Source organism: Streptomyces sp. 8N616, assembly GCF_052246385.1.
GTDB lineage: Bacteria > Actinomycetota > Actinomycetes > Streptomycetales > Streptomycetaceae > Streptomyces.
Genome location: NZ_JBQQBY010000038.1, coordinates 43,439 through 55,414 on the forward strand (window position 1 = coordinate 43,439; position 11,976 = coordinate 55,414).

Below are 11,976 nucleotides of genomic sequence, written 5' to 3' on the forward strand. Positions count from 1 at the left end.
ACCCCCGTATCGGTGGGCGCTACTTCCTCCGTCCCCGCTTCTCCCGCACCCGTACGGAAATCTGGATCGGGGTGCCCTCGAAGCCGAACTCCTCGCGCAACCGCCGCTCGATGAAGCGGCGGTAGCCGGCCTCCAGGAAGCCGGAGGAGAAGAGCACGAACCGCGGCGGCTTGGTTCCGGCCTGCGTCCCGAAGAGGATGCGGGGCTGCTTGCCGCCGCGGATCGGGTGCGGGTGCGCCGCGACCAGCTCGCCCAGGAAGGCGTTCAGCCGCCCGGTCGGAATCCGGGTCTCCCACCCGGCCAGGGCTGTCTCGATCGCCGGGACGAGCTTCTCCATGTGCCGCCCCGTGCGCGCCGAGACGTTGACCCGCGGCGCCCACTGGATCTGCACCAGCTCGGTCTCGATCTCGCGCTCGAGGTAGTAGCGGCGCTCCTCGTCCAGGTTGTCCCACTTGTTGTACGCGATGACCATCGCGCGCCCGGCCTCCACGGCCATCGTGATGATCCGCTGGTCCTGGACGCTGATGGTCTCGCTCGCGTCGATGAGGACGACCGCGACCTCCGCCTTCTCCACGGCCGCGGCGGTGCGCAGCGAGGCGTAGTAGTCCGCGCCCTCCTGGAGGTGCACGCGGCGCCGGATGCCCGCCGTGTCGACGAACTTCCAGGTTCTGCCGCCGAGTTCGATGAGCTCGTCGACCGGATCGCGGGTGGTGCCCGCCAGTTCGTCGACGACCACGCGCTCCTCCCCCGCGACCTTGTTGAGCAGGGACGACTTGCCGACATTCGGGCGGCCGATGAGCGCGACCCGGCGCGGGCCGCCGATGGCCTCGCCGAAGGTCTGGGCCGGGGCCTCGGGCAGCGCCTCCAGGACCTCGTCCAGCATGTCGCCCGTACCGCGGCCGTGCAGCGCGGAGACCGGGTAGGGCTCGCCGAGGCCCAGCGACCACAGCATCGCGGCGTCGGCCTCGCCGGAGGGCCCGTCGACTTTGTTGGCGCACAGCACGACGGGCTTGCCCGCCCGGCGCAGCAGCTTGACCACGGCCTCGTCGGTGTCGGTGGCGCCGACCTGGGCGTCCACCACGAAGACGACGGCGTCGGCCGCGTCGATCGCGAACTCGGCCTGGGCCGCGACGGACGCGTCGATGCCGAGCACGTCCTGCTCCCAGCCGCCGGTGTCGACGACCTTGAAGCGGCGGCCCGCCCACTCGGCCTCGTACGTCACCCGGTCCCGGGTCACGCCCGGCCGGTCCTCGACGACGGCTTCGCGGCGGCCGATGATCCGGTTCACCAGAGTCGACTTACCGACGTTGGGGCGTCCGATGACGGCGAGTACGGGCAGCGGGCCGTGCCCCGCGGCGGCGAGATCGCTCTCGACCTCCTCGAGGTCGAAGCCCTCCTGCGCGGCGAGCTCCATGAACTCCGTGTACTCGGCGTCGCCAAGCTCGCCGTGCTCGTCGCCGGAGTGGATCTGGTCGTTCATGAAGTGAAGTTTCCTCGTCGTCCATCTGCCATGGCGATCCGGTGCGGATCACCAGGTCAAGTCTCGCTTAGCGCCCGGTGGAGCGCCTCGCGTTTTCCAGGTGGGCGGTCAGCCGCTCCTGGATGCGCACGGTGGCCTGGTCGAGCGCTTTACGGGTACGGCGGCCGCTCCCGCCCACCCGTCTCCCACCCCCGCCCTCGGCCGAGCTTCGCGCCCCTTCTTCTGCCTCGAACGGGGCGCCGAAGATCACGTCGACCCGGCTGCGCAGCGGCGGCAGCGAGCGGACCAGCCTGCCGCCCCGCTCGGCGCTGCCCAGCACGGCCACCGGCACGATCGGCGCGCCCGAGCGCAGCGCGAAGTACGCGAGTCCGCCGCGCAGCGAGGCGAAGTCCCCCTCGCCCCGCGTGCCTTCGGGGAAGATCCCCAGCACCCCACCGCGCTTCAGCACGCCGAGGGCGTGGCTGACCGCGGTCCTGTCGGTGCCCGTACGGTCGACCTTGACCTGCCCGATCGCGCGCAGGAACGGGTCGAGCGGGCCGGTGAACACCTCCTTTTTGATCAGGAAGTGCACCGGCCGGGGTGCCGTGCCCATCACCATCGGGCCGTCGATGTTGTGGGAGTGGTTGATCGCCAGGATGAGGGGCCCCGCGGCGGGGACCCGCCAGGCGCCGAGCACCCGCGGCTTCCACAGCCCGTGCACGATGCCGATGCCCATCCGGCGGCCGACCGCCGCGCCGCCCGCGCTGGGCAGCGTGTCGAGCGTGGTCACGCGGACCGCTTCTCCTCGATGAGGGTCACGACGCACTCGATGACCTGGTCGAGGGTGAGCTCGGTGGTGTCCACCTCGACCGCGTCCTCCGCCTTGGTGAGCGGCGAGGTCTTGCGGTTGGAGTCGGCGTGGTCCCGCTTGGCGAGCGCGGCCTGCGTCGCGGCCAGGTCCGCGGCCTCCTTGCCCTTGAGCTCCCCGCTGCGGCGGGCGGCCCTGGCCTCGGGGGACGCGGTCAGGAAGACCTTGACGTCGGCGTCCGGCAGTACGGTCGAGCCGATGTCGCGGCCCTCCACGACGATGCCGGGCTCGGCGGTCGCCGCGATGGAGCGCTGCAGGTCGGTGATCCGGGCGCGCACCTCGGGGACCGCGCTGACGGCGCTGACCGCGGCGGTGACGTCCTTGGTACGGATCGGGCCCGAGACGTCCGTGCCGTCGACGGTGATCGTCGGGGCGGCCGGGTCGGTGCCGGAGACGATGGCGGGCTTGGCGGCGGCGGTGGCGACGGCGGCGGGGTCGTTGACGTCGATGCCGTTGGCCAGCATCCACCAGGTGATCGCCCGGTACTGGGCTCCGGTGTCCAGGTAGCCGAAGCCGAGCTTGGCCGCCACGGCCTTCGAGGTGCTCGACTTGCCCGTGCCTGCGGGGCCGTCGATGGCGACAATCACTGTTGCCGGTGCGGTCCTGGCGGCGGTTTCCACGGTGACGAACACCTTTCCTGTGACACGGGCGGGGCTGCGGGGGCTGGTCGAGCCTTCGGACAAGGTTACTGGCTGGCGGGGCCGCCTTGCGCAGCCCTCCTCCCGCGCCCGCTCCCCGCCTCCCTCACCGCCGGATCTGCCGCCGGACCTACTGCCGGATGGACCAGCCGCGCTCGCGGAGGGCCGCGGTCAGGACAGGAGCCGTGGCCGGCTCCACCATGAGCTGGATCAGGCCCGCCTGCTGCCCGGTCGCGTGCTCGATCCGCACGTCCTCGATGTTGACCCCGGAGCGGCCCGCGTCGGAGAAGATCCGGCCCAGCTCGCCCGGCTGGTCCCCGATGAGGACGGTGACGACCTCGTACGTCGCCGGGGCCGCGCCGTGCTTGCCCGGCACCCGCTCCCGGCCCGCGTTCCCGCGCCGCAGCACGTCCTCGATGCCGGTCGCGCCGTCCCGCCGCTTGTCCTCGTCGGCCGACTGCAGGGCCCGCAGCGCCTCCACCGTCTCGTCGAGGTCGGCGGCGACGCCGGCGAGGACGTCGGCCACAGGACCCGGGTTCGCCGACAGGATGTCGATCCACATGGCGGGGTCGGAGGCCGCGATCCGCGTGACGTCCCTGATGCCCTGGCCGCACAGCCGTACGGCGGTCTCGTCGGCCCGCTCCAGCCGGGCGGCGACCATGCTGGACAGCAGCTGCGGGGTGTGCGAGACGAGGGCGACCGCCCGGTCGTGGGCGTCGGCGTCCATCACCACCGGCACGGCCCGGCACAGGGCGACGAGCTCGAGCGCGAGGTTGAGCACCTCGGTGTCGGTGTCCGGGGTCGGGGTCAGCACCCAGGGCCGCCCCTCGAAGAGGTCGGCGGTCGCGGCGAGCGGCCCGGAGCGCTCCCGCCCCGACATGGGGTGCGTACCGAGGTAGAGGCTCAGATCGCCGCCGAGGGCCTCCAGCTCGCGGCGCGGCCCGCCCTTGACGCTCGCCACGTCGAGGTAGCCGCGGGCCAGGCCGCGACGCTGGGCGTCGGCGACGGTCGCGGCGACGTGCGCAGGCGGTACGGCGACGATGGCCAGGTCCACCGGCCCTTCCGGCTCCTCGTCGGTGCCCGCCCCCAGCGCGGCGGCGGTACGGGCCTGGGCCGGGTCGTGGTCCGTGAGGTGGACCCTGACGCCCCGGCCCGCCAGGGCGAGTCCGGCCGAGGTGCCGATCAGTCCTGTGCCGATGACGAGGGCGGTTCTCACTGGGCGACGTCCTTGCGGAGAGCGGCGGCGGCGCCGAGGTAGACGTGGGCGACCTCGGACTTGGCAAGGCCGGTCTCGACGTGCGCGAGGACGCGTACGACGCGGGGCATAGCGCCCGCGACGTCCAGCTCCTGCGCGCAGATGAGCGGGACGTCGACGATGCCGAGCTTGCGGGCCGCGGCCGCCGGGAAGTCGCTGCGCAGGTCGGGGGTGGCCGTGAACCAGATGCTGATCAGGTCGTCGGCGGCGAGGCCGTTGCGCTCCAGGATGGCGGTGAGCAACTCGCCGACCTGGTCGTGCATGTGGCCGGACTCGTCCCGCTCCAGCTGGACGGCCCCGCGGACCGCTCGTACCGCCACGATCGTGCTCCCTCGGCGCTGTCCCGCGACTCTGCTCCGACCAGCCTAGTCAGCCGTACGGCCCGGCATCCCGGGTGACCGCCTTGCGAGACGGTCCGGTAGAACGTTGCGCATGATCTACCACGTGGTCGCACTCGACGACTGGCTGGCGGTCCCCGAGCGGCCGTACGCCCCTCCCACGCTCGCCGAGGAGGGCTTCATCCACTGCTCGCCGGACGAGGCCACCACCCTCGCCGTCGCCGACGCGTTCTACCGCGACGCGGTCGGCCCGCTGATGGCCCTGCTGATCGACGAGGAGCTCCTGGAGGCTCCCGTCCGCTGGGAACCCGCGGCCGGGCCCGCCCCGGCAGGCACCGCGCCCGGCGTCCTCTTCCCGCACGTGTACGGCCACATCAACCGGACCGCGGTGGCCGGAATGATGGAGGTCCAGCGCGACGAGGACGGCCACGCGACGGGCCTGGCCCTCTGGTCCTGACGGCCTGACGGGCCCCGACGGCACGACGGCCTGATGGGCCCTGACGGTCCTGACGAGCTACAGCTCGACCTCGCGCATCAGCATCCCGACCTCCGTGTTCGTCAGGCGGCGCAGCCAGCCGGACTTCTGGTCGCCGAGCGCGATCGGGCCGAAGCTCGTACGCACCAGCTTGTCGACCGGGAAGCCGGCCTCGGCGAGCATCCGGCGCACGATGTGCTTACGGCCCTCGTGCAGGGAGACCTCGACGAGGTAGTTCTTGCCGGTGTTCTCGACGACCTTGAAGTGGTCGGCCCTGGCGTAGCCGTCCTCGAGCTGGATGCCGTTCTTCAGCTGCTTGCCGAGGTCGCGCGGGATCGGGCCCTGGATGGCGGCGAGGTAGGTCTTGCGTACGCCGTACCGGGGGTGGGTGAGGCGGTGGGCCAGCTCACCGTGGTTGGTGAGCAGGATGATGCCCTCGGTCTCGGTGTCGAGACGGCCCACGTGGAAGAGTCGGGTCTCGCGGTTGGTGACGTAGTCGCCGAGGCACTGGCGGCCTTCCGGGTCCTCCATCGTCGACACGACGCCCGCGGGCTTGTTGAGCGCGAAGAAGAGATACGACTGGGTGGCGACGGTCAGCCCGTCGACCTTGATCTCGTCCTTCTCCGGGTCGACGCGGAGGCCCTGCTCGGTGACGACCTCGCCGTTGACCTCGACGCGGCGCTGGTCGATCAGCTCCTCGCAGGCGCGGCGGGAGCCCATGCCGGCGCGGGCGAGGACCTTCTGCAGCCGCTCGCCCTCCGGCTCGCCGAAGGTCTTGGGCAGCTTGACCGGGGGCTTGCTGTGGCGGGCGCGGTTGCGCTCCTCGATCTGCGCGTCGTACTCCCGGGGGCGGGCGGGCGCGGAGCCGCGGCCGCGGCCCTTGGCGGGGGCGGCCTTGGGGCCGCCCTTCTTCCGGCCGCCGCCACCCTGGCCGCCCTGACCTCCGCCACCGGCGTCGTAGCGGCGCTCCTCGGGACGGGGCCGGCCCGCGCGCTGCTGCTTGTCGTCGCGCTTGTTGCCCGCGCCCCGGTAGTTCTGGCTACCGCTGCCCCTGCTGTTCCTGCCGCTGCTTCGCATCAATGTTCCGTCTGAGAGTGGCCGCTGTCGTCTGCGTCGGTGTCCGGAGCGTCCGGATCGAACGACGGCACGCCTTCCTGGGACTCGCCCTCGACCGCGTCCACCTCCGGGAGGAACGGCGCGAGCTCCGGGAGCTCGTCCAGGCCGCGCAGGCCCATACGCTCCAGAAAGTAGTTCGTCGTCCTGTACAGGATCGCACCTGTTTCCGGTTCCGTGCCCGCCTCCTCCAGCAGACCGCGTTGGAGGAGGGTGCGCATGACGCCGTCGCAGTTCACACCGCGTACGGCCGAGACGCGAGACCGGCTGACCGGCTGACGGTACGCGACCACGGCCAGGGTCTCCAACGCGGCCTGGGTGAGGCGGGCCTGCTGGCCGTCCAGGACGAAACTCTCGACGGCGTCCGCGTATTCGGGCCTGGTGTAGAACCGCCAGCCGCCCGCGACCAGCCGCAGATCGAAGCCGCGGCCCTGCACCGCGTACTCGTCGGACAGCTCGCGCAGTGCGTCCGCGACGGCCCGGCGCGGGCGCTCCAGTACTTTGGCGAGGTGCTCCTCGGTGGCGGGCTCGTCGACGACCATGAGGACCGCCTCCAGGGCGGGCTTGAGGTCGAGCTCGGCGACGGCGGAGGGCCCTGCGGGGAGTACGGAGGCCGCGGCCCCGGGCTCGGGCTCGGTCCCGGGCCTCTGGGGCTCGTGCGCCAGGTCCGCGCCCGCGTCCACGTCGTACGCGACGTCGTCGCTGCTCATGCCTTCTCTTTCTCCTTCTCCTCGGCCCGCTCGCCCGGTTCCTGGTCGAACTCGTCCGTGACCACGGGCTGCCACCCGTCCTCGCCGCCGGTCCACCGGACGACGAGCGCGCCGAGGGCCTCCTCCTGGTCGAGCACGACCGCGCGCTCGCGGTAGAGCTCGAGCAACGCGAGGAAGCGGGCGACGACGGTGAGCGTGTCCGGGGCGTCCTCGATGAGCGCCTGGAAGCTCTCCTCGCCTGCCTCCCGCAGCCGCGCGATCATCAGCTCGGCCTGCTCGCGCACGCTGACCAGCGGGGCGTGGATGTGGTCGACGTACACCTGCGGCTTGGCCTTGGGCTGCATCGCCTTCACGGCGAGCTTCGCAAAGCCCTCAGGGCCGATGCTGATGACGACTTCGGGGAGCAGCTCGGCGTGATGCGGCTCAAGGCCGACTGTACGGGGGTGGCGGCGGGCCTCGGCGGCCAGCCGGTCGTTGAAGATCTCCGCGATCTGCTTGTACGCGCGGTACTGGAGGAGGCGGGCGAACAGCAGGTCGCGGGCCTCGAGGAGCGCGAGATCGGCCTCGTCCTCGACCTCCGCGGCGGGCAGCAGCCGGGCGGCCTTGAGGTCGAGCAGGGTCGCGGCGACGACCAGGAACTCGGTGGTCTGGTCGAGATCCCAGTCCGGCCCCATGGCCCGGATGTGTGCCATGAACTCGTCGGTGACCTTGGAGAGCGCGACCTCGGTGACATCCAGTTTGTGCTTCGAGATGAGCTGCAGCAGCAGGTCGAAGGGCCCTTCGAAGTTGGCCAGCCGCACGGTGAACCGCCCGGCGGCCTCGTCGGAAGCCGCCGCGGCGCCGGGTGCAGCGTCGTCGGCCGCGCCGTCCTCGGCGTCCCCCGGCCGCGCCGCAGGGGCCTCGGTGTCGGCCGAGCGCCCGGCTCCCTGAGCCGGCGGGGAGGGCTCCGAGCCGGGACGGGGCGCCCCCTCACGGCCCGCGGACGCACCGGCCTCCCGCGTCGCCTCTTCCGTCAGCACGGAGATGCTCTCCGGCGCCTCCGAAGCAGACTCCAACTCGGACCGCGGCTCCGGCTCGGGGCGCGGCTGCGGCTCGGACCGCGGCTCCGGCTCGCGGCGCGGCTCCGGCTCGGGGCGCGGCTCCGGCTCGGGGCGCGGCTGCAGCACCTGTTCCGGCGTCGAAGGGGGCTCCTCCAGCGCCTCTTCCGCCGAGGCCGGAGGGGGCCCAGGCTCTGAACGCGGTTCCGGCACCGGCTCCGGCTCGAGCTGCGGCTGCAGCACCTGTTCCGGCGCCGCAGTGGGCTCCTCCGACGCCTCTTCCGCCGGGCCCGGAGCGGACTCCGGCTCCGGCCGCGACTCCAGCTCCGGCCGCGACTCCGGCTCGCGGCGCGGTTCCGGCTCGGGCCGCGGTTCCGGGGCCGTAGTCGGGTCCAGCGGCGCCTCCTCCGTCCGGACGGAAGCGGGCTCCTGCGCGGCAGCGGCCCCCGCGGCGAGCGGGCTCGTGCCGGGGCCGCGACCCAGGGTGCGGCGGGGGGTGCGGGGCGCGGGGGCGTCGTTCGTCGGCATTACGGTCCAGGTGGCTGGGGTTCCCGGGCGGAAGCCAGGGGCGGGGGGTCGCCGGGCCGGACGCCAGGGGTCAGCCCGCGGAAACGGCAGGTTACCTCCCGTGGCCCGCGGCCGGGGTCAGCGCCCGCGCAGGCGGCGGACCAGGATGCTCGCGTCGCCGCGCGACTCGAGGTCCGCCAGGACGACCGCGACCGCCTCGCGGACGATCCGGCCGCGGTCGACGGCGAGCCCGTGCTCGCCGCGCAGGACCAGCCGCGCGTGCTCGAGGTCCATGAGCTCCTCGGCGGAGACATAGACGGTGATCTTCTCGTCGTGGCGCTCCCGGCCGCTGGGGCGGCGGGGCGCGTTGCGGGAGCGGCGCCGGGCCTGGGCCTGACCTCCCGCGGTCTGCGCGGACGTGGAGGGGTTCGCGCCGGTCGCCGGGCGCGGGGCGCCGGGCCCTTCCTGGGCGGCGCGGCCCTTGGACCTGGCGGCCTGCGGCGGCGTACGGACCTCCGCGGACTTCCCGTCGTCGCTCTCCCGCCCGCTGTGCTCGGCCGGGGCGGCGTCGCCCGGCGCACCGGGCTTGGACCCCGTACCGGATGGGGAAGCCCCCTCGCCGGACGGCGCGGACGGCGCCGCGGGCCCCGGCCCGCCCTTTCCGCCCGGCCCCGGCTTCCCGCCCGGCCCCGGCTTCGCTCCCGATCCGGACTTCGCGCCCGGTCCCGACTTCGCCGCCGGGTCCTGCTCGCCCGCCGGGGCGGGCACCCGCGGCGCCGACCCGGGTGTCTCTCCGTTGGCGTGCTGCCGGGGGGACGACGGCTGGAGTGCCGTCCCTCCGGTGGTGCGGAACAGTTCGTCGGCCCCCGGGAGACTCACTCGGCGTGGCACCGGGCGAGCACCTCCCTGGCGAGCTGGCGATACGCGGCGGCACCAACGGAGTTGGAGGCGTACGTGGTGATCGGTTCGCCCGCGACCGTGGTCTCGGGGAAGCGGACCGTACGGCCGATCACCGTGTGGTAGACGTGATCGTCGAACGCCTCGACCACGCGCGCGAGGACCTCGCGGCTGTGCACCGTGCGCGAGTCGTACATCGTGGCGAGGATGCCGTCGAGTTCGAGCTCCGGGTTGAGCCGCTCCTGCACCTTCTCGATCGTCTCGGTGAGCAGCGCGACGCCGCGCAGCGCGAAGAACTCGCACTCCAGCGGCACGATCACCTTGTGGGCCGCGGTGAGCGCGTTGACGGTGAGCAGGCCGAGCGAGGGCTGGCAGTCGATGACGATGTAGTCGTAGTCGGCCATCAGCGGCTTCAACGCCCGCTGGAGCGTGGACTCCCGGGCGACCTCGCTGACCAACTGCACTTCCGCCGCTGACAAATCGATATTGCTGGGCAGCAGATCCATGTTGGGCACGGCCGTCTTGAGGAGCACCTCGTCGGCCGCCATGCCCCGCTCCATGAGCAGGTTGTAGACCGTCAGGTCGAGCTCCATCGGGTTGACGCCGAGGCCCACGGACAGCGCGCCCTGCGGGTCGAAGTCGACCAGCAGCACCCGGCGTCCGTACTCCGCGAGTGCCGCGCCCAGGTTGATGGTCGAGGTGGTCTTGCCGACCCCGCCCTTCTGGTTGCACATCGCGATGATCTTCGCGGGGCCGTGGTCGGTCAGCGGGCCCGGGATCGGGAAGTACGGCAGGGGGCGACCGGTCGGGCCGATGCGCTCCCGGCGCTGGCGGGCAGCGTCCGGGGCGAGCGTGGCCGCGTACTCGGGGTCCGGCTCGTACTCGGCGTCGGGGTCGTAGAAGTGCCCCTCGGGCAGGTCGTCGTAGTCGGCGAAACGGGTGGCGGGGTCATTGCCGCGCTGGTCGCCGGCCATGGCGTTCACGTGGTGGCCGTCCATGCTCTGGTGGGCTGTCATGCTCGGGCTGCTCTGGCGGGCTTTCAAGGTGTTGACAGCGACGGAGCCGACAGTCTCGAGCCCAGAGGGACCCTGGCCCCGCGCTGGGGGCACCTCCACGCCCACTGGACGTAGGGGGCCCATCCCTGGTTGACCACCTCCGGGAGTAAATGTCGACTCATTCACAAGTCGTCTTACCTCCTTGGATGCGGTCAGAAATTTATCGATAGGTCAGCGTGACACCATGCCGACGGTTGGCGACTCTATGGCGTGTCGATGGTTCACAGCAACACAATCCACCGGACCCGGCACGATGTGTCGGCATCCGAACACCCTTCTGTCAAGGGCGTGAGGAGCTCGATCGCGGGTCACGGCGTGCGAGGTGCGGGCGTGCGAATCGGTTAAAGAGTTACGTTCCAAGGCGAGTTGACACGGCAATCGGAAACGTTTTCCACGTCTCCGGCCGGACCCTAATGGACAAGGCCCGGCCGGAGAAGCGATGTTGACGATGTTGACGACGCGTGTTGACGCCCGCCCGGGTGACAGCCCGAATACTCAGCCGAGAAGCGAGCTCAGCTCCACGGACTGCAGACCGTGCGCCTGCGCCACCGGGCCGTAAACGACCTGCCCGTCATGGGTGTTGAGGCCCCGGGCCAGCGCGGCGTCGCGGCGCAGCGCCTCGACCCAGCCGCGGTTGGCCAGCTCCACGATGTACGGCAGCGTGGCGTTGGTCAGCGCGTACGTCGAGGTGTTGGGCACCGCGCCCGGCATGTTGGCGACGCAGTAGAAGACCGAGTTGTGGACCCGGAAGGTCGGCTCGGCGTGCGTGGTGGGACGGGAGTCCTCGAAGCAGCCGCCCTGGTCGATCGCAATGTCGACAAGCACACTTCCGGGCTTCATCCGGGACACCAGCTCGTTGGTGACCAGCTTCGGCGCCTTGGCGCCCGGGATGAGCACCGCACCGATGACGAGGTCGGCGTCGAGGACGGCCTTCTCCAGCTCGAGGGCGTTGGAGACGATCGGCTGGATCTTGGCGCCGAAGATCCTGTCGGCCTCGCGCAGCTTGTTGATGTCCTTGTCGAGCAGCGTGACGCGGAAGCCCATGCCGATGGCGATCTGCGCGGCCTCCCAGCCGGAGACGCCGCCGCCGATGACGACGGCCTTGGCCGGGGCCACGCCGGGGACGCCGCCCGGCAGCACGCCGCGGCCGCCGGCCGAGCGCATCAGGTGGTACGCGCCGACCTGCGGGGCGATCCGGCCCGCGACCTCGGACATCGGGGCGAGCAGCGGCAGCGCGCGGTTCGCGGTCTCCACCGTCTCGTACGCGATGGCGGTGGTGCCGGACTCCAGGAGCGCGTCCGTGCACTCGCGGGAGGCCGCCAGGTGCAGGTAGGTGAAGAGCGTCTGATCCTTGCGGAGGCGGTGGTACTCCTCGGCGATCGGCTCCTTCACCTTCAGCAGCAGGTCGGCGGTCGCCCAGACCTCGTCGGCGGTGGGGAGGATGTTCGCCCCGGCCGAGACGTACTCCTCATCCGGGATGGAGGAGCCCAGGCCGGCGCCCTGCTCCACGAAGACCTGGTGGCCGCCTCGGACGAGCTCGAGCACGCCGGCGGGGGTGATGGCCACACGGAACTCGTTGTTCTTGACCTCGCGGGGGATGCCGACCTTCACGTCGATCACGGTC

Annotated in this window: 12 protein-coding genes; 1 reads left to right on the forward strand and 11 read right to left on the reverse strand. The window is 72.2% G+C overall.

Going from position 1 to position 11,976, the window contains the following annotated elements; translation table 11 throughout:
• Positions 1-19: 19 nt before the first annotated feature.
• The 5 genes from der to aroH form a co-directional block, all read right to left on the reverse strand.
• Entirely contained in the window at positions 20-1,480 is a 1,461-nt protein-coding gene (gene der, locus ACTWQC_RS28730; RefSeq protein ID WP_443318737.1) for a ribosome biogenesis GTPase Der, read from the reverse strand.
• Between the two features lie 67 nt (positions 1,481-1,547).
• Complete coding sequence (locus tag ACTWQC_RS28735) at positions 1,548-2,285, reverse strand: lysophospholipid acyltransferase family protein (protein ID WP_443318738.1); 738 nt, start codon at positions 2,283-2,285, stop codon at positions 1,548-1,550.
• The gene (cmk, locus tag ACTWQC_RS28740; RefSeq protein WP_443318739.1) at positions 2,246-2,947 is read right to left on the reverse strand and encodes a (d)CMP kinase; all 702 of its coding nucleotides are present in this window, start codon (positions 2,945-2,947) and stop codon (positions 2,246-2,248) included. The genes ACTWQC_RS28735 and cmk overlap by 40 nt, the downstream gene beginning before the upstream one ends.
• A gap of 148 nt (positions 2,948-3,095) precedes the next feature.
• The gene (locus ACTWQC_RS28745; RefSeq protein WP_443318740.1) at positions 3,096-4,181 is read right to left on the reverse strand and encodes a prephenate dehydrogenase; all 1,086 of its coding nucleotides are present in this window, start codon (positions 4,179-4,181) and stop codon (positions 3,096-3,098) included.
• Positions 4,178-4,540 carry a chorismate mutase gene (gene aroH, locus ACTWQC_RS28750; RefSeq protein ID WP_443318741.1) on the reverse strand — a complete coding sequence of 121 codons (363 nt, stop codon included), beginning with the start codon at positions 4,538-4,540 and terminating at the stop codon, positions 4,178-4,180. The genes ACTWQC_RS28745 and aroH overlap by 4 nt, the downstream gene beginning before the upstream one ends.
• A gap of 112 nt (positions 4,541-4,652) precedes the next feature.
• Here aroH and ACTWQC_RS28755 point away from each other — a divergent pair, with 112 nt between their 5' ends.
• Positions 4,653-5,015 (forward strand): DUF952 domain-containing protein, encoded by a 363-nt coding sequence (locus tag ACTWQC_RS28755; RefSeq protein WP_443318742.1) that lies wholly within the window; start codon positions 4,653-4,655, stop codon positions 5,013-5,015.
• Positions 5,016-5,072: 57 nt separating this feature from the next.
• Here the strand turns inward: ACTWQC_RS28755 and ACTWQC_RS28760 are convergent, their stop codons facing one another.
• From ACTWQC_RS28760 to ald, 6 genes are all read right to left on the reverse strand, one after another.
• Positions 5,073-6,110, reverse strand: coding sequence for a pseudouridine synthase (locus ACTWQC_RS28760; protein ID WP_443318743.1), 1,038 nt, complete (start codon positions 6,108-6,110; stop codon positions 5,073-5,075).
• Complete coding sequence (scpB, locus tag ACTWQC_RS28765) at positions 6,110-6,856, reverse strand: SMC-Scp complex subunit ScpB (RefSeq protein ID WP_443318744.1); 747 nt, start codon at positions 6,854-6,856, stop codon at positions 6,110-6,112. The genes ACTWQC_RS28760 and scpB overlap by 1 nt, the downstream gene beginning before the upstream one ends.
• Positions 6,853-8,421 (reverse strand): segregation/condensation protein A, encoded by a 1,569-nt coding sequence (locus ACTWQC_RS28770; RefSeq protein ID WP_443318745.1) that lies wholly within the window; start codon positions 8,419-8,421, stop codon positions 6,853-6,855. Before ACTWQC_RS28770 ends, scpB begins: the two co-directional genes overlap by 4 nt.
• Before the next feature lie 117 nt (positions 8,422-8,538).
• Positions 8,539-9,279, reverse strand: coding sequence for a hypothetical protein (locus ACTWQC_RS28775; protein ID WP_443318746.1), 741 nt, complete (start codon positions 9,277-9,279; stop codon positions 8,539-8,541).
• Positions 9,276-10,436 carry a ParA family protein gene (locus tag ACTWQC_RS28780; protein WP_443318747.1) on the reverse strand — a complete coding sequence of 387 codons (1,161 nt, stop codon included), beginning with the start codon at positions 10,434-10,436 and terminating at the stop codon, positions 9,276-9,278. The genes ACTWQC_RS28775 and ACTWQC_RS28780 overlap by 4 nt, the downstream gene beginning before the upstream one ends.
• Before the next feature lie 411 nt (positions 10,437-10,847).
• Entirely contained in the window at positions 10,848-11,963 is a 1,116-nt protein-coding gene (gene ald / locus ACTWQC_RS28785) for an alanine dehydrogenase (RefSeq protein ID WP_443318772.1), read from the reverse strand.
• Between the last annotated feature and the right edge of the window lie 13 nt (positions 11,964-11,976).